At 76.0% G+C, this 23,283-nt stretch carries 16 protein-coding genes; 5 read left to right on the top strand and 11 right to left on the bottom strand.

Annotation, left to right across the window (positions count from 1 at the left end):
* Window positions 1–29: 29 nt before the first annotated feature.
* From H299_RS32745 to H299_RS0107645, 3 genes are all read right to left on the bottom strand, one after another.
* Window positions 30–3,530, bottom strand: coding sequence for an ATP-dependent DNA helicase (locus H299_RS32745; protein ID WP_486587183.1), 3,501 nt, complete (start codon window positions 3,528–3,530; stop codon window positions 30–32).
* Window positions 3,531–3,629: 99 nt separating this feature from the next.
* The gene (locus tag H299_RS0107650; protein ID WP_078512543.1) at window positions 3,630–7,136 is read right to left on the bottom strand and encodes an ATP-dependent DNA helicase; all 3,507 of its coding nucleotides are present in this window, start codon (window positions 7,134–7,136) and stop codon (window positions 3,630–3,632) included.
* Between the two features lie 167 nt (window positions 7,137–7,303).
* Entirely contained in the window at window positions 7,304–7,810 is a 507-nt protein-coding gene (locus H299_RS0107645) for an MGMT family protein (protein ID WP_027747939.1), read from the bottom strand.
* Window positions 7,811–7,938: 128 nt separating this feature from the next.
* Between H299_RS0107645 and H299_RS32740 the strand changes: the two genes are divergently transcribed.
* The gene (locus H299_RS32740; RefSeq protein ID WP_106965746.1) at window positions 7,939–10,845 is read left to right on the top strand and encodes a lysylphosphatidylglycerol synthase transmembrane domain-containing protein; all 2,907 of its coding nucleotides are present in this window, start codon (window positions 7,939–7,941) and stop codon (window positions 10,843–10,845) included.
* Window positions 10,846–10,948: 103 nt separating this feature from the next.
* On the opposite strand, the gene moeZ is transcribed toward H299_RS32740, so the two are convergent.
* The 7 genes from moeZ to H299_RS0107605 all read right to left on the bottom strand — a co-directional run bounded on the left by moeZ (window position 10,949) and on the right by H299_RS0107605 (window position 20,444).
* Window positions 10,949–12,127, bottom strand: a complete 1,179-nt coding sequence (gene moeZ, locus H299_RS0107635; RefSeq protein WP_027747938.1) for an adenylyltransferase/sulfurtransferase MoeZ — start codon at window positions 12,125–12,127, stop codon at window positions 10,949–10,951.
* A 66-nt stretch (window positions 12,128–12,193) separates the two neighbouring features.
* Window positions 12,194–12,964 carry a spherulation-specific family 4 protein gene (locus tag H299_RS0107630; protein ID WP_027747937.1) on the bottom strand — a complete coding sequence of 257 codons (771 nt, stop codon included), beginning with the start codon at window positions 12,962–12,964 and terminating at the stop codon, window positions 12,194–12,196.
* The gene (locus H299_RS0107625) at window positions 12,952–13,875 is read right to left on the bottom strand and encodes an NAD-dependent epimerase/dehydratase family protein (protein WP_027747936.1); all 924 of its coding nucleotides are present in this window, start codon (window positions 13,873–13,875) and stop codon (window positions 12,952–12,954) included. Before H299_RS0107625 ends, H299_RS0107630 begins: the two co-directional genes overlap by 13 nt.
* 139 nt (window positions 13,876–14,014) lie before the next feature.
* Entirely contained in the window at window positions 14,015–15,592 is a 1,578-nt protein-coding gene (locus tag H299_RS32735; RefSeq protein ID WP_051262212.1) for a hypothetical protein, read from the bottom strand.
* Window positions 15,589–17,628 carry a DUF3492 domain-containing protein gene (locus tag H299_RS32730; protein ID WP_078512542.1) on the bottom strand — a complete coding sequence of 680 codons (2,040 nt, stop codon included), beginning with the start codon at window positions 17,626–17,628 and terminating at the stop codon, window positions 15,589–15,591. Before H299_RS32730 ends, H299_RS32735 begins: the two co-directional genes overlap by 4 nt.
* A gap of 252 nt (window positions 17,629–17,880) precedes the next feature.
* The gene (locus H299_RS0107610) at window positions 17,881–19,284 is read right to left on the bottom strand and encodes a DUF3152 domain-containing protein (protein ID WP_051262211.1); all 1,404 of its coding nucleotides are present in this window, start codon (window positions 19,282–19,284) and stop codon (window positions 17,881–17,883) included.
* A 173-nt stretch (window positions 19,285–19,457) separates the two neighbouring features.
* Window positions 19,458–20,444: an alpha/beta hydrolase gene (locus H299_RS0107605; RefSeq protein WP_027747934.1), complete on the bottom strand. Its 987-nt coding sequence runs from the start codon at window positions 20,442–20,444 to the stop codon at window positions 19,458–19,460.
* Window positions 20,445–20,602: 158 nt separating this feature from the next.
* Here H299_RS0107605 and H299_RS0107600 point away from each other — a divergent pair, with 158 nt between their 5' ends.
* From H299_RS0107600 to H299_RS0107585, 4 genes are all read left to right on the top strand, one after another.
* Window positions 20,603–20,827, top strand: a complete 225-nt coding sequence (locus H299_RS0107600) for a hypothetical protein (RefSeq protein ID WP_027747933.1) — start codon at window positions 20,603–20,605, stop codon at window positions 20,825–20,827.
* Between the two features lie 165 nt (window positions 20,828–20,992).
* Window positions 20,993–21,622, top strand: coding sequence for a TetR/AcrR family transcriptional regulator (locus tag H299_RS0107595; protein WP_027747932.1), 630 nt, complete (start codon window positions 20,993–20,995; stop codon window positions 21,620–21,622).
* A 130-nt stretch (window positions 21,623–21,752) separates the two neighbouring features.
* Window positions 21,753–21,980 (top strand): DUF3107 domain-containing protein, encoded by a 228-nt coding sequence (locus tag H299_RS0107590; RefSeq protein ID WP_027747931.1) that lies wholly within the window; start codon window positions 21,753–21,755, stop codon window positions 21,978–21,980.
* A 154-nt stretch (window positions 21,981–22,134) separates the two neighbouring features.
* Window positions 22,135–22,425, top strand: coding sequence for a hypothetical protein (locus H299_RS0107585; RefSeq protein ID WP_027747930.1), 291 nt, complete (start codon window positions 22,135–22,137; stop codon window positions 22,423–22,425).
* Between the two features lie 93 nt (window positions 22,426–22,518).
* On the opposite strand, the gene H299_RS0107580 is transcribed toward H299_RS0107585, so the two are convergent.
* Window positions 22,519–23,268 (bottom strand): ferritin-like fold-containing protein, encoded by a 750-nt coding sequence (locus H299_RS0107580; RefSeq protein ID WP_027747929.1) that lies wholly within the window; start codon window positions 23,266–23,268, stop codon window positions 22,519–22,521.
* Window positions 23,269–23,283: the final 15 nt, after the last annotated feature.

Raw genomic sequence — 23,283 nt, 5'->3', positions numbered from 1 at the left:
CGAGCCTATCCGCACCGGGAAGGCGGGTCTCACGGGTAGGGCTCGCCGTCGTACGGGTCCGGGGGCTCCGGCGGCTCCTCGTCGGGGTCGTACGGGTCGGGTGGCCCGGGCGGCTCCGGCACGTACGGCACCCGGTCGTCCGGCTCGGGCCCGGGCGCCTCCGGCTCCTCCCCCAGCAGCAGCCGCTCCAGGCCCGCCCGGCCGGGCAGCTCCGGCGGGCGCACCAGCGCGCCGGTGCGCACGTACAGGAACGCCGCGCCGACCGCCGACAGCGGCACCCCCCGCTGCTCGGCCCAGGCCAGCCGGTAGACGGCGAGCTGGAGCGGGTCGGCCGTGCGGCCGCGGCTGGTCTTCCAGTCAACGATCTCCCACCTCTCCTCGCCCTGCGGCCCCTCCTCCCGGTAGACGGCGTCGATACGGCCGCGCACGGTGCGTCCGGCCAGCGCCAGCTGGAAGGGGGCCTCGACCCGGTACGGGGTGCGGTGGGCGTAGTCGGTGCGCTCGAAGGCCGCCTTCAGCGCGGCGAGGTCCCGCTCGTCCGCGATCTCCGCCGCCTCCCCGTCGCCCCCGCCGTCCGCGGCGTCGCCCCCGGGCAGTTCGTCCGGCCCGAGCATCGGCAGGGTCAGCTCCTCGAAGCGGGACTCGACCCAGGCGTGGAAGCGGGTGCCGCGGCGGGCTGCGGCGGGCTGCGGCGGGCGGGGCATGGGGCGGGCCAGCTCCCGGGCGAAGGCGGCGGGGTCCGCCGCCAGGCGGGTCAGCTGGGAGGCGGACAGCGCCGGGGGCAGCGGCACCTCGCGGACGGCGGCGCGGCTGCGGCGCAGTTCGGTGGCGAGCGCTTCGAGGTCGCGGTCCCAGGAGGCGGCGAGCCGGGCCTCCTCCGGGGTGAGCGGCCCGGAGGAGGCCGCCGCCGGACCGTCACGCCCCGGCTCCGGCTCGGGCTCCGGCTCCCGCTCGGGCCCTGGCTCCGCCTGCCGGGGCGCGGCCTCCGCGCGCTGCGCGGGCACCACGGCCCCGGCCGCCCCGTCCAGGTGTGCCAGCACCCGCGCCGCCGCCGCCCGGCGCCGTTTCAGCGCCCCCTCGTCCAGCGGCAGCGGCCAGGCGGGCTCCTCGGCGGGCCCGGCCAGTGCCGGGTTCTCCGCGTCCGGCGCGGGCTCGTCCGCCCACGCCTCCACCTCGCCGTGCGCGGGGTCCTCCGCGCAGTGCGCGCGCAGCGCCTCCAGGAAGTCGGAGGGCCCGCGGCGCCGCTTCTGGTCCGGGCCCCACCAGTGGCCGGAGCCCAGCAGCAGCGAGCGGGGCCGGGTGAACGTCACGTAGCCCAGCCGCAGTTCCTCGGTGGCCTGGTGCTCGCGCAGCCGGGTGTCGTACGCCTTGCGCGCCTTCGCCGTCCACTCGTGCATCGCGGGCAATGTCGCGGCGTCGCCGCGCAGCGCGTGCGGCAGGACGCCGGGCCGGGACAGCCAGGACTCGCGGGCCTGCTCGCTGGGGAACTGCCCGCTGACCAGGCCCGGCACCGCCACGACGTCCCACTCCAGCCCCTTGGCCTTGTGCGCCGTCAGCACCTTCACGGTGTCCGCACCGCCCGGCAGCGAGCTGTCCAGCCCCTTCTCGTACTGCACTGCGGTGCGCAGGAAGCCGAGGAAGGCCAGCAGTGTCGCCTCGCCGTCGAGGTTGGCGAAGCCGGCGGCGATGTCCAGGAAGGAGCTGAGGGTCTCGCGGCGGCGGGCCGCCAGCGCGTGCGGGGACGCGGACAGCTCGACCTCCAGCCCCGTCACGGCCAGCACCCGGTGCAGTACGTCCATCAGCGGGTCGGCCAGCGACCGCCGCAGCTCCCGGATCTCGGCCGCGAAGCGCGCGAAGCGGACCCGGGCCGCCGCCGAGAACGGCAGTTCGTCCGGCTCCCCGCCGCCTTCCAGGAAGGTGTCCAGGGCGTCGGCCAGCGAGATCACCTCGGTGGTGTCCACTCCCTCCACCGCCGCCGCGAGCCGCCGGTCGGCGTCCTGCCCGCCCGGCTCCGCGCGCTGGACCAGGCGGCGGGCGCGCCGCCCCAGCAGCGCCAGGTCGCGCGGCCCGATGCGCCAGCGCGGCCCCGACAGCAGGCGCACCAGCGGCGCGTTGGCGGTCGGGTCCTGGAGGACCTCGCACATGGCGACCAGGTCCGCGATCTCCGGCAGGTGGACCAGCCCGGAGAGGCCGACGACCTCCACCGGCACCTCACGTTGGACCAGCGCGCCCTGGATCTGCGCGAAGTCCCCGCCGGTGCGGCACAGGACGGCGATCTCGCCGGGCGGCGTGCCGGTGCGCACGCGGTGGGCCACGGAGTCGGCCAGCCACGCCAGCTCCTCGGCGTGCGTCGCCAGCAGCGCGCAGCGCACGATGCCGTCGTGCTCGGCGCCGGGGGCCGGACGCAGCGCCTCGACGCCCTCGTGGCGGGCGCGCAGCGGCGCGGCCAGGGTGTTGGCGAGGCGGAGCAGCCGGCCGCCGCTGCGGCGGTTCTCGCTCAGCGCGAGGCGGGGGGCGGGGCTGCCGTCGGCGGCGGGGAAGTGCTCGGGGAAGTCGTCCAGGTTGGCGACGGAGGCGCCGCGCCAGCCGTAGATCGCCTGGCACGGGTCGCCGACGGCGGTGACCGGGTGCCCCGTGCCGGAGCCGAAGAGACCGGCGAGCAGGATGCGCTGGGCGACCGAGGTGTCCTGGTACTCGTCCAGCATGACGACGCCGAACTCGCCGCGCAGCAGGCGGCCGACCTCGGGCACGTCGCGCGCGAGGGCGGCGGAGAGGGCGATCTGGTCGCCGAAGTCCAGCAGGTCGCGCTCGCGCTTGCGGCGGCGGTACTCCTCGACCAGCCCGAGCAGTTCCCCGCGCGCGAGCGCGGCCTCCGGGACCTTCCGCATGTCCTGGTTGGTCAGCGGTGTGTCCGCCAGCTCGGCGAGCAGCGCGGTGTCGTACGCGCGCAGCTCGGCGGGCGCGACCAGGTGCTCGGACAGCTCGCCGTCCAGCGCCAGGAGATCGCGGACGTGTGTGCTCAGGGCGTTGCGGAGCCCCTCGAAGGGGCCGCGGGCGGTGGCCAGCACGCGGGCGGCCAGCTGGAAGCGGGTGGCGTCGGCCAGCAGCCGGGTGCCCGGCTCGATGCCGAGCCGCAGGCCGTGCTCGGTCAGCAGGCGTCCGGCGAAGGCGTGGTAGGTGAGGATCTGCGGTTCGCCCGGGGGGTGGTCCGGGTCGGCGGCGGCGGCCGGGGCCTGCTCGGGATCGGTGATCCCCGCCCGTACGAGCGCGGCGCGCACCCGCTCCGCCAGCTCGCCGGCCGCCTTGTTGGTGAAGGTCAGCCCGAGCACCTGCTCGGGGGCGACCTGCCCGGTGCCGACCAGCCACACCACCCGCGCCGCCATCACCGTCGTCTTGCCGGAACCGGCCCCGGCCACGACGACCTGCGGGGCGAGCGGCGCGGTGACGCACGCGAGCTGCTCCGGGGTGAAGGGGATGCCCAGCAGCTCCTTGAGCTGCTGGGGATCGGTCAGTGGCGGGGGCGGGGGCACGGGAGAGACGCTAGCGGTCGCCACCGACAGCGGGCGAACCCGCACCGGCGCGGTACGGGATGCGCGGTGCGCGGAGCCGGGCGGCCCCGGCCCGCTCGGTCACTCGACGACGTGCCGCCCCTCGGGCTGCGCCGAACAGGAGCTGCGGAAGGCGCAGTGCGCACAGTGCCGGCCCGTCGCGGGGGTGAAGCGTTCGTCCAGCACCCGGCCCGCCGCCGTCGCCAGCAGCTCCTCGACGTCCGCCGCACCCGCGGCGTCCGGCGGGTCCTGCCGCTGGACGGCGGGCAGTTCGTCGCCGCCCTCGCGACGGGTCGCGCCCAGCCGCAGCTGGACCAGCTCGGCGCCGCCCGGCTCCGGGCGGCGGCCGTCGAACAGTCCGTCGGCGGCGCCCTCGGCCATGGCCAGCTGGTAGACGGCCAGCTGCGGGTGCCGGGCGATCTCGGCGCCGCTGGGCTTGGCCTTCCCGGTCTTGAAGTCGACGACGTACGCCCGCCCCCGCGCGTCCGCCTCGACCCGGTCCATGCTGCCCCGGATGCGGATCGCGTACTCCCCCGCCGCCAGGGTGACGTCGAACTCGTGCTCGCTGCCGACCGTACGGCGGCCCGCGCCGCGCTCCATCACGTGCCAGCGCAGGAAGCGCTCCAGCGCGGCACGGGCGCTCTCCTTCTCCTGCCGGGACTTCCAGGGCGCGTCGAACGACAGCCCGTCCCACACCGAGTCCAGCCGCTCCAGCAGCACGGACAGGTCGGCGGGCGTACCGCCGGAGGCGACCTCGTCGGCCAGCACGTGCACGACGTTCCCGAACCCCTGCGCGGCGGTGGCGGGCGTGTCCGCCTTCACCTCCCGGCCCAGGAACCACTGGAGCGAGCACGTGGTGGCCAGCTGCTCCAGCGCGCTGCCGGAGAGCGCGACAGGCTGCGCGCGGTCGCGCACCGGCAGCTGCGAACGCGTCGGCGCGTACAGCCCCCACCAGCGCTGCGGGTGCGCGGCCGGGACCAGCGGGTGGTCCTCGTCGTCCCGCAGCGCCGCCAGCCGGGCCAGCCGTTCGGCGGCGGCCTCGCGCAGCTGATCGGACGCGGCCGGGTCGACCGTGACCGCACGCAGCTCCGCCACCAGCGCCGCCACCGCCAGCGGGCGGCGCGGGCGGCTCGTCACCGCGCGGGGCTCGACGCCCAGTTCGGACAGGAACCGGGAGGGCTGGTCGCCGTCGTCGGACTGCGCCCGTACGGCCGTCACGACCAGCCGCTCGCGCGCCCGCGTCGCCGCCACGTAGAACAGCCGCCGCTCCTCCGCCAGCAGCGCGCCGGGCGGCAGCGGCGCGGCCAGGCCGTCGCGGCCGATCCGGTCCGCCTCCAGCAGCGAGCCGCGGCGGCGCAGGTCCGGCCACAGCCCCTCCTGCACCCCGGCGACCACGACCAGCCGCCACTCCAGGCCCTTGGAGCGGTGCGCGGTCATCAGCCGTACGGCGTCGGGCCGTACGGCGCGGGCCGCGAAGGTGTCGGCGGCGATGTCCTGGGCGTCGACCTCCTCCAGGAAGTTGAGCGCGCCCCGGCCGCCCGTACGCTCCTCGGCCCGGGCCGCGGCGGCGAACAGCGCGCACACCGCGTCCAGGTCGCGGTCCGCGTTGCGCCCGGCCGCGCCGCCGCGCCGCGCGGAGCGCTCCAGGCGGCGGGGCCAGGACGTACCGTCCCACAGCTCCCACAGCGCCTCCTCGGCGGTGCCGCCGCCGGCCAGCAGCTCCCGCGCCTTGCGCAGCAGCATGCCGAGCCGCTGGGCGCCCCGCGCGTACGCCGGGTCGTGCGCGACCAGGCGCTCCGGCTCGGCCAGCGCCTCGGCGAGCAGCGTGTCGGAGGGGCGCGGCACGGCACGGCCCGCGGCCCGCTCCTCGTCCCGCAGCGCCCGGCCCAGCCGCCGCAGGTCGGCGGCGTCCATACCGCCGAGCGGCGAGGCGAGCAGGGAGAGGGCGGTGGGGGTGTCCAGCCACGGTCGCGGCGGCGCCTCGTCGGGCGCGGCGGGTCCGGGATCGGCGCTCCCGCCCGGCGCGGGCGCACCGCGGGCCGGGCCGGTGGCCTGCGCGGCCCCACCGGCGGCGTCCGGCGCGACGGGCTCCGGCTCCGTAGCGTCCGGCCCGGCGGCGTCCGCCTCAGCAGCACCCGGCTCCGCGGCCTCCGGCCCCGCAGCACCCGACCCCGCCGGGCGCGCGGGCGCCGTGTCGTCCGAGGCCGCGTGCGCCACCGCGCGCAGCGCGCTGAGCAGCGGCGCGACCGCCGGTTCGTGCCGCAGCGGCAGGTCGTCGCCGTCGATCTCCAGCGGCACGCCCGCCGAGGTCAGCGCCCGGCGCACCGCCGGGATGGTCCGCCCGCCCGCCCGGACCAGGACGGCCATCTCCTGCCAGGGCACGCCGTCCTCCAGGTGTGCGCGGCGCAGGATGTCCGCGACGGTGTCCAGTTCCGCGCCCGAGGTGGGGCAGGTGATGACCTCCGCCCGCCCGCCCTCGCGCGCCGGGGCGAGCGCGCGGTGCGCCCGGACGGCCTCGGCCGGGAGGCGGCGCAGCGGCATACGGCGGGTCAGCTCGCGGGTGGCCTTGAGCAGTTCCGCGCCGGAGCGGCGGTTGGTGCCCAGCACCGCGACCGGTGCCGGGGTGCCGTCCAGCCGGGGGAAGCTGGTGCGGAACTCGAGGATGCCGTTGATGTCAGCGCCCCGGAAGGCGTAGACGGACTGGTCGGGGTCGCCGAAGGCGGTCAGCGTCCGGCCGCCGGAGGCCAGGGCGCTCAGGAGGCGCACCTGGGAGGGGTCGGTGTCCTGGTACTCGTCCACGTAGATCGCGTCGTACCGGTCGCGCAGCGCCCGGGCGACCTCGTCGCGCTCGGCGAGCAGCACGGCGCGGTGCACCAGTTCGGCGTAGTCGAGCACGCCCTGCGCGTCCAGGACGTCCAGGTACTCGGCCAGGAAGTCGGCTGCCGCGCCCCAGTCGGGGCGGCCGGTGCGGCGGGCGAACGCGCCCAGGGCGTCCGGCCCCAGGCCCAGCTCGCGGCTGCGGGCGAGGACCGCGCGCACCTCGTCCGCGAAGCCGCGGGTGGTCAGACAGGCGCGCAGCTCGTCCGGCCAGGCGGTACGGGCCCGGCCCTCGGCCGCCAGCTCCAGCTGCCCGGCGAGCAGCTCGCGGATGTACAGGTCCTGTTCCGGACCGGAGAGCAGCCGCAGCGGCTCCGCGAAGAGGTCGGCGTCCTGGTGCGCCCGCACCAGCGCGTAGCAGTACGAGTGGAAGGTGGTGGCCTGCGGCGCGCGGGAGCCGCCGTGGCGCGCGGCCATCCGGTCGCGCAGTTCGACGGCGGCCTTGCGGCTGAAGGTGAGGACAAGGACGCGCTCCGGGTCGCCGCCCCGCCGCAGCCGCTCGGTGACGGCCTCCACCAGCGTGGTGGTTTTGCCCGTACCCGGCCCGGCGAGAACGAGGAGGGGTCCGCCTTCATGGTCAACCACGGCACGCTGCCGTGCGTCCAAGGCAGGGAGATCGACCGGCCTCGGTGGGGTGCGCACCAGCCGGTACGCACCCGTCGGCGGGGCCGGCCGGTGCGTCGCGGACGGGATGGAGGGGCTCACGTGCATCGCCTAGGGGAGGGTCTGTGCAGGGTGGTGCAGACGCTACGCCAGTGGACACACGAGCCGCAGGGCGATACTCCCGTCCCCCGTACGGACGTACCTCGTACGGACGGCCCGGCGCTTGTGATCAGCCGGTATGAAGGAAGCTGGTACCTGTGAGCCGCAGCCGGTGGTCAGCCGTCCGTACGCTCCCCCTCAGCCGTACGCTCCGCGCCCGCGTCGCCGTCCCAGCGGGCCCGCCGCAGGTCGAGCCGCGGTATGTGCGCGCCGGGCCCGTCGGCCGTGCGCGGGGCGGGGCGCAGCGGGGTGCCCTCGGCGTGGTACGCCTCCAGGGCGCGCAGCTCGTGGCCCGCCAGCAGCACGCCGTCGGCCCGCACGATCCGCCACCAGGGGACGGCGCCGCCGTAGAGCGCGAGCACCCGGCCCACCTGGCGCGGGCCGCCGGAGAGCACCTTGCGGTCGCCGGCGGCCGTCGCGCCGGTGCCGCCGCCGTCCCGCTCTCCCCCGCCGGGGCCCGCTGTGTCCCGCCGCTCGGACACCTCGCCCTTGAGCCACTCCGCGACGTCCCCGTACGTCATGACCCGGCCCGGCGGGATGATCTCCGCCACTTCCAGCACCCGCTCCGCGTACTCCGGCAGCTGGGGCAGCTCCGCCGGCTCGCGCGGTTCACTCTCTCGCATGGCCGCCATGGTGCCGTATCCCGCCGACAGCGCCCCGCGCGCGGCCCCGTGCGTGCCGCTCCCCCCGAACGCGCCCTCGTGCCACCGGGGGCCGGGTGGCCGTGTCACCATCGTCCCGGCGGTGACAAGTGATACGAGACCAGGACGAGACGGCGGCCGGGCCGCAACGGGGGGAACAGCCTCAGAGGGCGCTCCCGGCTGTCGGCGAGCCCGAGTCCGGTCTCGCGCGGCCTCCCCGTGACGGAGGCGGCACGGGCGGCCGGGACCGCGGCGGCGGAGACGCCGGCGGCGGAAGCGACGGCGGGGCAGGCGACGGCCGCGGCGAGTCCGGCGACGGCGACCCGGGCCGCGGCGACCGCATCGACAGCGACGAGCCGCTGCTGCCCGCCCGCGTGCACCGCCCCTCCGACCTCATGCGGATGGTGCTCGGCCTGCTCGGCCTCGCCGCCGTGCTCACCGTCGCCGCCTTCGCGCACGGCACGGCCGCCGGGCTGGAGGACGACGTCACCAAGGGCACCGAGCAGGCGCCCGCGCTGCTGATCAGCCTGACCGGGCTGACCTCCAGCGTCGCTGTGCTGCTGGTGCCGGTGGCCTTCGCGATCGAGCGGCTGGTCAAACGCGACGGGCTGCGCATCGCCGACGGCGTGCTCGCGGCCGTCCTGGCGCACGGCGCCTCGCTCGCCATGGACCTGTGGGTGACGGAGGTGGCGCCCAGTTCGATCCAGGAGGCGCTGACCAAGTCGCTCTCCGACGGCGCGATCACCACTCCCGTGCACAGCTATCTGGCCCCGGTCATCGCCTACATGACGGCCGTGGGCATGGCCCGCCGCCCGCGCTGGCGGGTGCTGCTGTGGGGCGTGCTGCTGCTGGACTCCTTCTCGGTGCTCATCGCGGGCTACTCGACGCCCTTCTCGATCACCGTGACCGTGCTGATCGGCTGGACGGTCGCCTACGGGACGCTGTACACCGTCGGCTCGCCCAACGTCCGCCCCACCGGCCAGAACCTGCTGGCCGGACTGCGCCGGGTCGGCTTCAGCCCGGTCAGCGCGCTGCGCGTGCAGCCGGAGTCGGCCCACCCGGCGGGCCCGGACCAGCCGGACACCGGCGAGGGCAACGACCGGGGCCGCCAGTACCGCGTCACGCTGGAGGACGGCCCGCCGCTGGACGTCACCGTCGTGGACCGCGAGCGCCAGGCGCACGGCTACTTCTACCGGGTCTGGCGCCGCCTCGCGCTGCGCGGACTGACCCAGCGCCGCAGCCTCCAGTCGCTGCGCCAGGCGCTGGAGCAGGAGGCGCTGCTGGCGTACGCGGCCATCGCCGCCGGGGCCAACGCGCCCCGGCTGATCGCCACGTCCGAGCTGGGCCCGGACGCGGTGATGCTCGTGTACGAGCACATCGGCGGTCGCAGCCTCGACTCGCTGCCGGACGACGCGATCACCGACGAACTGATGTGCGCCTCCTGGCGGCAGGTGCGGGCGCTCCAGTCGCGTCGGATCGCGCACCGGCGGCTGACCGGCGAGGCGCTGTTGGTGGATCGTTCCGGCACCGTCATCCTCACCGACCTGCGCGGCGGCGAGATCGCGGCGGGCGACCTGGTGCTGCGGATGGACGTGGCCCAGCTGCTGACCGTCTTCGGCCTGCGCGTCGGCGCCGAGCGGGCGGTCGCGGCGGCCGTCAGCGTGCTCGGACCGGACGCCGTCGCGGACAGCCTGCCCCTGCTCCAGCCGATCGCGCTCAGCCGCAGCACCCGTACGACGCTGCGGCGGCTGGCGAAGGAGCGGGCGCAGCGGGAGCGGGAGGCGGTGCTGGAGGCGTCCCGCGCGCAGAAGGAGCAGCGCGAGCACCGGGCCGGCCGGGCACACGGCCACGCGGCCGCCACGGCCGACGGCGCCGCCACGGGGGCCGTCACCGCCACCGCGCGGGTCGGCGGCAGCACCGAGGGGACCGGCGCCACCAGCGACCGCAAGGCGCTGCGCGCCCAGAAGCACGCCCAGAAGCGGGCCATCGACGAGGCGCTGGACGAGGCCCGCGAGGACGACCTGCTGGTCCAGATCCGCAAGCAGGTACTGCTGATCCGTCCGCAGGCGCCGATAGAGCCCGCCCGGCTGGAGCGGGTGCGTCCGCGCACGCTGGTCAGCTTCATCGCGGGCGCGCTCGCGGCGTACTTCCTCTTCAGCCAGCTCAGCCATGTCCAGATCGACCAGGTGGTGGCGCAGGCGCAGTGGGAGTGGGTGGCGATGGCGCTGCTGTTCTCCTCGCTCACCTATGTGGCGGCGGCCACCGCGCTGCTGGGTTTCGTGCCGGAGAAGGTGTCGTTCCTGCGTACCGTGCAGGCGCAGGTGGCGGGCTCGTTCGTGAAGCTGGTGGCGCCGGCCGCGATCGGCGGCGTCGCGCTCAACACGCGCTTCCTCCAGCGGTCGGGGGTGCGCCCGGGGCACGCGGTGGCGAGCGTGGGCGCCTCCCAGCTCTTCGGCCTCGGCTGCAACATCGTGCTGCTGCTGACCTTCGGCTATCTGACGGGCACCGAGCACACCCCCACCTTCTCGCCCTCCCGCACGGTCATCGCCGGGCTGCTCACCGCCGCGGTGCTGGTGCTGATCGTCACGGCCGTGCCGACGCTGCGCAAGTTCGTCTCCGAACGGGTGCGTTCGCTCTTCGCCGGGGTCGTGCCGCGCATGCTGGACGTGGTGCAGCGGCCCAAGCAGCTGGCGTCCGGGGTGGGCGGCACGCTGCTGCTCTCGCTGGCGTTCGTGATGTGCCTGGACGCCTCGCTGCGGGCGTTCGGCTGGAACGAGATGAGCTATCCGACGCTCGCGGTCGTCTTCCTGGCGGGCAACGCGCTGGGCTCGGCGGCGCCGACGCCGGGCGGCCTGGGCGCGGTGGAGGCGGCCCTGATCGCGGGGCTGATCACCTTCGGGGTGCCGAAGGAGATCGCGACCCCGGCCGTGCTGCTCTTCCGGCTGATGACCTTCTGGCTGCCGGTGCTGCCGGGCTGGATCTCCTTCACCCAGCTGACCCGGAAGGGCGCGCTGTAGCCGCTCGGCCGCGCCGCCGGGCGAGCGTACGTGTGCGGGCACGGCCGCCTGGTGGCCGTGCCCGCACACGGTGCGGCCCGCGGGGGGCCGTCGCTCGCTCAGCTCAGTAGATCGGCTTCTCCGGCTCGATCTGGTGCACCCAGCCGACGACGCCGCCGCCGACGTGGACGGCGTCGGCGAAGCCCGCGTTCTTCAGCACGGCGAGCACTTCCGCGGAGCGGACACCCGTCTTGCAGTGCAGGACGATCCGCTTGTCCTGCGGCAGTCCGCCCAGCGCGCTGCCCATCAGGAACTCGTCCTTCGGGATCAGCTTGGCGCCGGGGATCGAGACGATCTCGTACTCGTTGGGCTCGCGGACATCGATGACCTCGATGTTCTCGCCTTCGTCCATCCACTCCTTGAGCTGCTTGGGAGTGATGGTCGACCCGGCCGCGGCCTCCTGCGCCTCGTCACTGACGACACCGCAGAACGCCTCGTAGTCGATCAGCTCGGTGACCGTCGGGTTCTCACCGCAGACCGCGCAGTCCGGGTCCTTGCGGACCTTGACCTGGCGGTACGTCATCTCCAGCGCGTCGTAGATCATCAGCCGGCCGACCAGCGGGTCGCCGATGCCCGCCAGGAGCTTGATGGCCTCGTTGACCTGGATGGAGCCGACGGACGCGCAGAGCACGCCCAGCACGCCGCCCTCGGCGCAGCTCGGGACCATGCCGGGGGGCGGGGGCTCCGGGTAGAGGCAGCGGTAGCAGGGCCCGTGCTCGCTCCAGAAGACCGACGCCTGACCGTCGAAGCGGTAGATGGAACCCCACACGTACGGCTTGCCCAGCAGCACGCAGGCGTCGTTGACCAGGTAGCGGGTGGCGAAGTTGTCCGTGCCGTCCACGATCAGGTCGTACTGCGCGAACATCTCCATGACGTTCGAGGAGTCCAGGCGCTCCTGGTGCAGCCGCACCTCGACGAGCGGGTTGATGCCCAGCACCGTGTCCTTTGCGGACTCCGCCTTGGAACGGCCGATGTCCGCCTGGCTGTGGATGATCTGGCGTTGCAGGTTCGACTCGTCGACCTCGTCGAACTCGACGATGCCGAGCGTGCCCACACCCGCCGCCGCCATGTACATCAGCGCCGGGGAGCCCAGTCCGCCGGCGCCCACACAGAGCACCTTGGCGTTCTTGAGCCGCTTCTGCCCGTCCATCCCGACATCCGGGATGATCAGGTGGCGGGAATACCTGCGGACCTCGTCGACGGTGAGCTCGGAAGCCGGCTCGACCAGGGGTGGCAGCGACACGAAGACCTCAACAAGGGGTTGGTCGGTTGATGTACGAGTGTTCTCGTAACACTGCCACGGCCGCTTTCATTCCGAGACACCCGTCCCGACCCGCGAGACGAATTCGTCCCAGTAGCCGGGCAGCGCCTCCCACGGGTTCCCCCCGCCGCGGGCCGTGCGGTCGGTGAACCACACCGTCCCGGCGCCCTGCCAGCGGGCGATCCGCAGCGCCTCGTCCAGGTGGGTGCGCGGCACCCCGTGCACCAGATGGCAGAAGCGCTCCGGCGGATGGTCCGCCGTCCAGTCCGGCGCCTGCGACCAGCGGTAGTCGGCCCAGCAGCCCGCGAAGGTGACCAGCTGGTCGGCGCAGTCGGCGTAGCCGGGGCTCGGGCTGCGGCCCTGCCCCAGCATCCCGCCCCCGCACAGGGCGCGCAGCGTGGTCACCGTACGCCGGGTCTCCTCCAGGTACGCGGGCTCGCATGGGCAGCGCGACAGGTAGAAGCCGTCCACCGCGTACCAGTCCAGGAAGCGGTGCGCGTCCCAGACCAGTTCGCCGAACGGGCGGGAGCCCTCCCGCATCTCCAGCTGCCCCAGGACGCGCCGGCCCGCCTGGTGCAGCCGGTCGACCGCGGCCCGGCAGGCGTCATCCCGGCGGGGCTCGTACGGCCCGTCCGCGCCGAGCCCGCGCCCCTGGCCCGCCGCAAGCACCGCCCAGTCCAGCGGCAGCCGCTCGCGGGCCAGTTCGGCCCACTCCAGCGGGGCCAGCAGCGGGTGCGCGGAGCCGGGCGCGCCGATACCGGGACCGCGCACCCGGCCCGTCGTCGCGCGGTACGCGCCCGGCGTCCTCACATGCGGCACGCGGCCTCCATCCAGATGTCGGCCAGCGACTCCTCCAGCCCGATCCGGGGGCGCCAGCCGAGCCGGTCGCGGGCCGTGCGCACGTCCGCCTGCTGCCAGCCGCCGCTGCCGTCCGGGTAGGGGAAGCCGCCGGGGGCGCCGGAGATCCCGGCGGCCTGGGCGTCCAGCTCGTGCACCGCGCCGGTGTAGCCCGCCACGCGGGCCAGCACCGAGGCGGCGTCCCGCAGCCGTACGGCGCGGCCGGTGGCGATGTTCACCACGCCCTGCGCGGCCGAGAGGGACGCGGCGTGCACGGCGCGCGCGACGTCCCGTACGTCCACGAAGTCCCGCTGCACGCCCAGCCCCGGCAGCTTCAGCTCGCTGTCGCCCTGCTGCATGGCCCGGCGCATCGCCTCCGCGAGCCGCCCCAGCGGCGACCCGGCGGGCGTGCCGGGGCCCACCGGTGAGAAGACGCGCAGCACCACCGCGTCCAGGCCGGAGCCGAGCACCAGCTCGGTCGCGGCGAGCTTGCTCACCCCGTACGGGCCGCCGGGGCGCGGCAGCGCGTCCTCGCCGGTGGACGAACCGGTCGGGGACGGGCCGTACTCCGCCGCACAGCCCAGATGCACCAGGCGCGCCCCGCAGCCGCTGCGGCGCAGCGCCTCGCAGACGGTGGCGGCGCCGACAGTGTTGTGCCGGGTCAGCTCGCGCGCCCCGCCGCGGGTGGCGCCCGCGCAGTTGATGACGACGCCGGGATGCACGGCGTCCAGGAAACGGGTCAGCGCCCCCGGACTGCCGGTCGACAGGTCGAAGCGGACGTCGGCGTCGTCGCCGCGGCCGAGGGCCGTCAGCTGGACGGCGGGATCGGCCAGCAGCCGGTCCGCGACGAAGCGGCCGAGGTAGCCATGGGCACCGAGCAGCAGCACTCTCATCGTGCGTCCTCCCGGCGGCGGGTGGTGCTCTGGGACGGCTCAACGGTCATCGGTCGTGCTCCTCGGGGTGTGGATTCCCTGTATGGGGTGGGGGGCATGGACGGCGAGGGGGGCGGGGGTGCGGGGGGCTTTCCGGGTGTCAGCACTCCGCCCGGGAGTGGTGCGCGGAGGCGCCGACGAGCACCCGGCCGGCGTAGGCCAGCAGGAGCAGCGCCGGGAGGGCACCGGCGGCGGCCGGGACGACCGCCGTGCCGAACAGCGGGACGGCGCTCTCCACGGGGCGGCCGAGCACGTCCAGTCCGGGCAGCCGGGCGGCCAGTACGGACCCGAGCGCGACGGCCTCCACCGCGGCGGCGGCGGCCAGGCCCGCGAGCGCGGCACCCGTACGCCCGTGCGCGGCCAGCAGCAGCACCGCGAAGCCCAGCAGGCCCAGCACGGCCGTCGCCCACTGCCCTCCCGCGCCGGGCAGCCGGCCCTCCAGCAGCAGGGCGGCGACCCCGTGCCCGGCAGGCGGTACGACGGCGAACAGCGCGGTCGCGGCGCCGAGCAGCGGCCGTGCGCGGGCGGCGAAGTGGCCGAGCGAGGGGCTGGTGAACAGCCGCCGCCGGGACCGGAGGGCGAACAGGCGGACGCACCAGACGGCGGGCGCGACGGCGTACGCCAGCGCGAGCGGCCCGGCGGGACGGGCGGCGACCGGGGCGGGGCCGTCCAGCTCCGGGCCCCCGCCGAGCAGGGCGGCCAGCAGCCAGTCGCCGTAGAGCGCGTAGCCCAGCAGGACGCAGCCGCAGAGGACCGCGCCCCGGCCCGCGCCGCGCACCGAGCCGGGACCGGCGCGCAGCGCGGGGCGGATCGCGGGGCGGACGGCCGCCAGCACGGCGGCGGTGCCGGCCAGGCCGACCGCGAACGGCACGGCGCGCGGTGTGCCGCCCGGCAGACTCGCGAGCACGCCGAACACCAGGGTGCACAGCACGCCGGGCAGCAGCGGTACGAGGAGCGGGAGCGCCGCCAGGGCAACCGCCGTCGCCGTCGCGGGCGGCCGGGGCAGCGGCGGATTCGGTGCGGGGGGCGGCGCGGGCGCGTCCTCGGCGCGCGGGGCGCGGGCGTACAGTTCCTCGGCCAGCGCGAAGACGTCCCGGTGCCGGAAGTCCTCCGCCGCGCGGGCGTCGGTGATCCCGTGCGCCTCCAGCCCGGCGGCGATCTCCAGCGGGTGGACGGCGTGTTCGCACAGCGCCCGGTGCGCCGCCAGGAGCCGCCCCGGCGGGTCGTCGGCTTCGGGCCCGGGGGTGGGGGTGGATGTGGGGGCGGGTGTGGGTGCGGGGGCTGGTGGCGCCTCTTCGGGGGGCACCTCTGCGGGTGCTGCCGGTGCGAACGGTGCCGGTGCGGGCCACGGTTCGCGTAAGACGCGGACCGCCTGCCGGGCATCGGCCGCGGGCGCGGGGGCAGGCTCGGCGGCACCGGGGCGCCGCCGCCCGGCGCGGTCCAGGGGCAGCAGTACGCTCCCCGCCGCGGGCCACGGGGAGGACCCGGCCACGGCACGGGCGCGCATCGGCCCGGTCTGCTCGACGGCGGGCACGCCGGAGGCGTCCAGCGCCGCGACGTCGTCCGCGTGGCCCGTCTCGGGCCAGACGACCCGGGCACCGGCCGCGGCCCGCTCCTGCGGTGGCCCCGGCTCCTCGTCGGACCCGGACGAAACCGGGTGCTCGGGCTCCTCGCTCACCTCGCGTCCTCCTCGCCCTGCCCGAGCCCGACCGCCAACCCGGGCCCGACCGCCAACCCGGGCCCGACCGCCAGCGCGGGGCCGACCGGTGCGTCGGGACCGGCCCAGCTGGGCATGGCGGGCGCCACGGCCGACGACCCCGACCGGTCCGTCCGATCCGGGCGGTCCGTCCGGGACCAGGCGCCGGGCAGATGCGCCTCCGGGGGGCGCGCGAAAGGCAGCGGCCTGCCGCCCGCGCCCGCCCGCGCACCGTCCGTGCCGTCCCCCGGCCAGTACGTCATCAGCTCCAGGTAGATGCCGCGGAATGCCTCGATGTTCTGCCGGGCCGTGAAGAGTTCGAGCGCCCGGGCTCGCGCCGCGGCCCCCAGCCGGGCCCGGAGCGCCGGGTCGCGCAGCAGCGACAGGCAGGCGCCGGCGAGGGCGTGCGGGTCGCCGGGCGGCACCACCAGGCCCGTACCGCCGACGATCTCGCCGACGGCGCCCGCCTCCGTGGAGACCGTCGCGCGGGCGCAGAACATCGCCTCCACCAGGGGGACGGGGAAGCCGTCCGCCCCGCCGCCGGAGCCGCCGCCGGCGAGCACCACGACGCCGCCCGCCGCGTACACGTCCGCCGGCGTGTGCAGGCCCGGACCGCCGAGCACCTCGAAGGAGACGGGGCTCCCGCCCGGCGCCCGGGTGCCGAAGCTCCGCGCGCCGGGCGGCTCCGCCGGGAAGAGCCGGGCCGCCAGCGCCCGGACGTGCGCCGCGTACTCGGCGTCGTCGGCCTCGCGTCCGGCGCGGGCGGTGCCGTCTGCGGGCTCGGCGGCGGACGGGGAGGTCTCGACGACGCGCAGCCGCGCCTCCGGCACCGCCTCGCGCACCTCGGCGAACGCGTGGAGCAGCGTGACCAGGTCCGTCGCGGGGTCGATCGGGCCCACCCACACCAGCGTGCGCCCGCGTACGCCCGAGCCCGCCCCGGCCCCCGCGCCGCCCCCGGCCCGCGGCGGCTCCGACGGCCGCTCGCCCACCTCGGCGAACAGCGTGGCGTCCAGCCCCGGATAGACCGTACGCAGCCGGTCCGGCGCGGCGCCGCAACGCTCCTGCCAGCGCCGGGCGTGCGTGTTGCCCGGCGTGATCAGCCGCGCCCGCGCGTACGTCTCCTGGGCCAGGCGCAGCTGGAACGAGGCCAGCAGTGCGCGTACGGGCGCACCGGCGGCGGCCGGGGCCACGGCGTCGGCGGCGCTGGCGAGGTAGTGCTCCCGCAGCCGCACGCCGTGCTCGGTGAGCAGCAGCGGCGTGCCGTACCAGCGGCTCGCGAGCAGGCCCGCGAGCGCGGCGGTGCCGCCCCCGACGGCGTGGCACAGGTCGGCGGCGGCGAGTCCGGACGCGGCGCCCGGCGCGCCGTACCAGTCGAGCGAGAGCGGACGCAGGGCGCGCTCCAGCCGGTCGGCGACCACGAGCAGATCGACGACGGCGGCGGAGTGCGCGGCCCGCAGCGCGCCCGGGGCGCGGCAGGCGGACTCCAGGATGCGCAGGGCCCCTTCGGAGCGGAGTGCGGCAGGGAGGCCGGTGCGCTCACGAGCCAGCTCGGCGAGCCCGTAGAGCCCGGAGGCGAAACGGTCCGCCAGGGCCGCGGAGCCAAGATCGCCACCGGCGGGAAGGCCTTCGCGGGACCCGGAATCGGGGGCGGCACCGGCGGCGGCACCGAAGCCGGGGGCGCCGGCCGCGTCCGCCGTGCACACCGCCGCCGCCAGATCCCGGAAGTGCGCCGCGAAACGGTGCCGCTCGCGCAGCCCGAACCCCGGCCCTTCGGCGCCTCCGCCGTCTCCTTCGGCCGCCTCCGGCCCGGGCGCGGGGCCCCACAGGGGCGCGACGGAGACGCTCGCGACGTTGCGGGGCAGGTCGCACCAGCCCGCCGCCGCCTGCCGGGCGCTCCGGGTCAGGGCGTAGATCTCGAACTCGTGGTTGCCCAGCCCGCGCAGCAGCCGGTCGCACCACGCCACCGACTCACCGCGCGCAGACGGATAACCACCCTCGGTAAGCAGCGCAACACGCACGGAGGCATCCTCGGTCGAACTCGAAGCGGGCCACTGCGGCAGCGCGCAGTGACGTGATGCGGAAGACGGTAAGCGCGTATCCCCCGGGTGTGCTGGACGGTTGTCCGTCGCACCACCGGAAGGGGTGAACAGCCGTGACTTTCCGGGCCGTTGCGCGTTGCTATCCGCTAGGAGCCGCTCACGGCGACGCGAAGGACCGCCCCCCGCGGGGCGCGCGCCGCCCGCCGTGCGCGGGCGGACGGCGCGGGGCCGTCAGCCCTTCGGGTGCGGCCAGGCGTTCGGGCGGCAGGTGGCTCCGCCCGACCGGAGCGACTTCGTCTGCTGCATCATGACCGGCGCCAGCTCACCGCTCTTCTCGCACCCGACGTGGTCGAGCCCGAGCCGGTGCCCCACCTCGTGGTTGATGAGCATCTCGCGGTACTCGCGGATGAGCGGGTCGCCGAAGGTCGGCGCGCCCCGGGCCCACCGGTAGGCGTTGATCATGATCCGCTCGGTGGACGCCGAGTCGCACGAGACCTGCTGCTCGGTGGTGTCCAGCCCGGACTTCGCGCACCACACGCCGGTGGTGTACGGGCTGGCGAGCGTGATGACGAAGTCGACCCTGCCGGACGACACCCGGTCGAAGCTGCGCGCCTCCTCGTGCGCCCAGCTGCGCCCGTCGTTCAGCGTGGCGTGCACGGCCTCCGCGAACAGCTCGCCGTCCAGCGGGAGCCCCTTCTCCACGTCCACGCGGTAGCGCAGCTCCTCCGCTCCGCCCGGGCCCTTGTCCTCGCCCCCGACGGCGCTGAACGCACCCGGCCCCTTGAAGTCGCGCGCCAGGGGGTAGACCTCGGCCATCTTCCGGTCGTACGCCTTGGGACCGTCCGGCTTCGCGGGCTGCACCGTCGGGGCGGGCTCGGGGCGCTCGTCCGAACGCGAGGCCTGGTCGGCCCCTCCCCCGCGCTCCGCGTCCGCCTGCGCGGTCCGGGTGCCCTCGCCGCGATCGCCGCCCGCGACCTGCCCGGCCACGACGACGGCCAGCACCGTGGTGACGGCCGCCGCGGCGGCGCCGGTGAACGTACGGCCCTTGCGGCTCCGGCGGGGCGGGGGCGCGATCGGGGCCAGCGGCGCGAGCGGCTCCGCGCCGCCATACCCCTCGGCGTCCCCGCCGCCGTCGCGCGGGGCCTGGCGGGGCAGTCGGGGCTCCTGCGGTGGCGCCTGCGCGTGGCGCTGACCTGGTATCCGCTGATCCGGGTGGCCGGCAGGAGCCGGCTGACCGGCGGCGGCCTGGCGGGGCGGCGGCGCGGCCTGGCGGGCCGTACGCGCTCCCGTGGCGCCTTCCGCCCCGGGTGCCCGGTGCGTGCCGGACGGAGGGCCGGGCCGTACGCCGGGCGCGCCGTGGGCTTCGCCGTCGGGCGCTCCGGCGGCGAAGACGTCGTCGAAGGCGTCCAGGTACTCCTGCCGCGGCCCGCCGGACGCCGCCGGGCCGCTGCCCGGGTACACTCCGCCGCCCGCCGGGCCCTGACCGGTGCCCGAGGCGCCCCAGCCGCCGCCCGGCTCGCGGTGCTCGGGGTGGCCACCGCGCGCGTCCGCCGGCCCGGCGGACCGGGGCGGGCCGCCGAAGAGCGACGCGCCGTGCGGCGGCGTCTCCGGCCCGGGGCCCGGGCTTCCGCCCATCGGCCGGCCGGGCAGCGGGCCAGGGGCCTGTCCCGGGCCTCCGCCCGGCGCCGGGCCGCGCTCCGGGGAGCGTGGCCGGGTGCGCTCCTGCGGGGACGACGCCCCGGGTGCGCTCGGCGGTGCGGCCGGTCCGGCACCGGCCGGATCGCGGCGCTTGCGGCTGTGACGTCCCACTAGCTGCCCTTCAGGGTCTCGGATGTCCGCTCCGTGTCCATGAGCAGCTCACGGAACGCACCCGCGACCACCTCCGGATACTCCATCATCGCCACGTGCCCCGCCTCCAGGAGGGTCAGCAGCCGCGAGTCGCGGAACGCCGCGCTCGCCCTGCGCGCCATCCGGAACGAGACCAGCAGGTCACGTCCGCCGTACACGAGCAGCGTCGGTGCCAGCACCCGCTCCGCCTGTCGCCACAACGAGTGCTGTCCGCCCAGTGTGTACGCGTTGACGAGGCCGCGCGCCGATCGCGACAACGCGTCCCAGAAATACGGCAGTTCGAGCCTTCGCTCGTACTCCGCGACGGCCGAGGCGAAGCCCTCCGGGCTGACCCGCGCCGGATCGCCGTAGCAGAGCGCGAGCACCTCGCGGGTACGCCGCTCGGCGCTCCAGTCCCTGGTGAGGCGGCCGAAGAGCGCCGTGACGCCGGGGACGGCGAGCAGCGCGGTGGGCAGGACCGTGCGCTGGGGCCGCAGTTCGGGCAGGGCGGGGGACACCAGGGTCAGGGTACGCACCAGGTCCGGCCGTACGGCGGCGACCCTGGTGGCGACCGAGCCGCCCATCGAGTTGCCCAGCAGGTGCACGGGGCCGCGGCCGGCGGACTCCATCGCGCGGATGACGGCGCGGGCGTGCCCCGAGACGGAGTAGTCGCCGTCGTCCGGCGGGGGCGAGTCGCCGAAGCCCGGCAGGTCGAGCGCCTCGGCGTCGACCGTGTCCGCCAGCAGCGCCATCAGCGAGGACCAGTTCTGCGAGGAGCCGCCGAGCCCGTGCACGTAGAGGGCCGGGGGCAGGCCGGGGCGCTGGACGGCGCGCGCCCTCACGGCCAGGGTCAGGCCGGGCAGCCGGACCGTGCGCAGCGTCTCGCCGTCCCCGAGGGCGGGGCCGCCCGCCGGGGGCACGACAGGGGGTGCGGCGGCACGGAGGTCCGCGGGCTCGGTCGACGACATGGGGCAATGTTACGAGACGATCACGCCGCCGCTCACGCGGTTCGGGTTACCGGATGGTTTTCCCCGCCTCGCGGTCCCCTCCCACCACTCCTACGCTCGTACGGAGGGCGCGGTTACGCTCGAGGTGCGGGGGGCTCGTCCCGGAAAGGGGAGTCAGTATGCCTGTGGACCCGACCGACCCTGACACCTTCGAGGACGCCTACGAGGACGAGCCGGACGAGGAGCGGCTCGAAGCACCCAGGGAGGACGCGGCCGAGCAGCACGCCGAGCTGTTGCGGCAGCACAGCGTGCCGATCACCGGCCGGGGCAGCGTCGAGGTGGACCCGGCGGACGCCGCGGAGCAGGCCCGCGAGGTGGAGCTGAACGAGGACGAGTACCGCTAAATCCACCCGCATTCGCCCAGGTGTTCGTCCACTCCGTGAAATTCTCCGCCCGGGACGCGCGGAGCGCTGTTACCCAAAAGTACGATGGCGGCTCAGTGACTCAGCGCGGACCGCGCGCGGAACCACGTCCCCTGGCTCAGCCGGGGAGGTACCAGGGAGGCGAGCGTGACAGCGACCGAGCAGACAGCAGCAGAGGCGCGCCCGCGCGGCACGCGCCTGCCGCGCAGGGCCCGGCGCAACCAGCTCCTGGGCGCCGCCCAGGAGGTCTTCGTCGCGCAGGGCTACCACGCGGCCGCGATGGACGACATCGCCGACCGCGCCGGTGTCAGCAAGCCGGTGCTCTACCAGCACTTCCCGGGCAAGCTCGACCTGTACCTGGCCCTGCTGGACCAGCACTGCGAGGCGCTGCTGCAAGCCGTCCGCGCCGCGCTCGCGTCGACCACGGACAACAAGCAGCGGGTGGGCGCCACGATGGACGCCTACTTCGCCTACGTGGAGGACGAGGGCGGGGCCTTCCGGCTCGTCTTCGAGTCCGACCTGACCAACGAACCCGCCGTCCGCGAACGCGTCGACAAGGTGAGCCTGGACTGCGCGGACGCGGTCAGCGAGGTCATCTCCGAGGACACCAAGCTGCCGCCGGAGCAGTCCATGCTGCTGGCGGTGGCGCTCTGCGGCATGGCCCAGATCACCGCACGCTACTGGCTGGGCTCGGGGCAGAAGATCCCGCGCGACGCCGCGGCCAAGCTGATCTCCTCGCTCTCCTGGCGCGGCATCGCGGACTTCCCCCTCCAGTGACGGCCCGCCGCACCGCTGTTCGCTGACGGCATGCGGACACGCTCCCCGGAGGCCGCCGCGGGCGGGCTAACCTGTGCTGCGTACCGCGCGGCTGGCCGCGCACCCAACTGACCGTCGGAGGGACATAGCCGTGGAGGTCAAGATCGGCGTGCAGCACGCGCCCCGCGAAATCGTCATCGAAAGCGGGCAGACCGCCGATGAGGTCCAGAGCGCGGTGGAAGCTGCGCTCGGCAAGAACGGCACACTGCTCTCCTTGGAGGACGAGCACGGTCGCAAGATCCTGGTCCCGTCCGACCGGGTCGCCTACGTCGAGATCGGCGAGCAGGCAGTCCGCAAGGTGGGCTTCGGCGCGATCTGAGCAGGCTCACGCGCAGGACGCACGGAGACGGCGGTCCGGCTGGATCTGGTGGGGCGCTACGCCCCCAGAATTCACCGGGGCCGCCGTTTCGCGTTCCCCGGGCGGGGGGTAGGACCGGAACGACCGACTTGCGTCCACGGCTCGGGAGGTCACCATGCTCTGGGAAGCGCTCAGCTCCGTACTCGTCGGCTTCGTGCTGGCCTGCGCCGCCGCCCGATGGCTGCCCGCGCAGTTCCCCGACCGCGCGCTGGTGCTGGCCACCGGGCCCGTCGGCGCCCTGCTGGGCGGGCTGATCGCGCGCGTCGTGATGGGTGCCGGGCATTCGGTGGTGACGCTGGTGATCGCCGCGGGCGTGAGTGTGGCGATACTCTCGCTGCTGCTCGGCGGGGGCGTGCGCCCGGCGGGGTTCCGTCCCGAGGTCGCAGCGCACCCCCGCGTTCCCTGACCCGGCCCCCGCTGCCGGGCCTTCCCCAGCCGACGGCCCGGCACGGGGGCGCTCGGCGGGGGCTCGGCGGCGGCGCGCGCCCCGGCCGCAGCCCTACGCGGCGAGGCCCAGTGCCGCCATCCGCTTCGTGTGCGCCTCGGTGATGCGGGAGAACATCCGGCCCACCTCCGCCAGGTCGAACCCGTCGGCGACCCCGCCGACCAGCATCGTCGAGAGCGCGTCCCGCTCCGCGACGACCCGCTGCGCCTGCGAGAGCGCCTCCCCCATCAGCCGCCGCGCCCACAGCGCCAGCCGCCCGCCGACGCGCGGCTCGGCCTCGATCGCGGCCCGCACCTTCTCGACCGCGAAGTTCGAGTGACCGGTGTCGTCCAGTACGCGCAGCATGAGGGCGCGGGTGTCGGAGTCGAGCCTGGCCGCGACCTCGCGGTAGAAGTCGGAGGCGATCGAGTCCCCGACGTACGCCTTGATCAGGCCCTCCAGCCAGTCGGACGGCGCGGTCTGCCGGTGGAACTCGTCCAGCGCCGCCGCGAACGGCTCCATCGCCTCGGTCGGGTCCGCGTCGATCTCCGAAAGTCGCTCCCGCAACTGGTCGAAGTGCTGGAACTCCGCCGACGCCATGGACGCGAGCTGTGCCTTGTCGGCGAGCGAGGGCGCCAGCTTCGCGTCCTCGGCCAGCCGCTCGAAGGCGGACAGCTCGCCGTACGCCAGGGCCCCGAGCAGATCCACCACCGCCGCGCGGTACTGCGGGTCCGCGGCGGCCCGGTCCCAGTCCTGGGCGGCGATCCCGGTGGGTTCCGCGGTGGTGGGGGCCGTGTCGGCGGGGGTTGTGTCAGACGTCTCCATGGGATGCACGATAGC

Source organism: Streptomyces sp. CNH287 (assembly GCF_000424825.1).
Note: the sequence above shows the minus strand (reverse complement) of the source record. Positions and strands in the feature narration are given on the sequence as shown.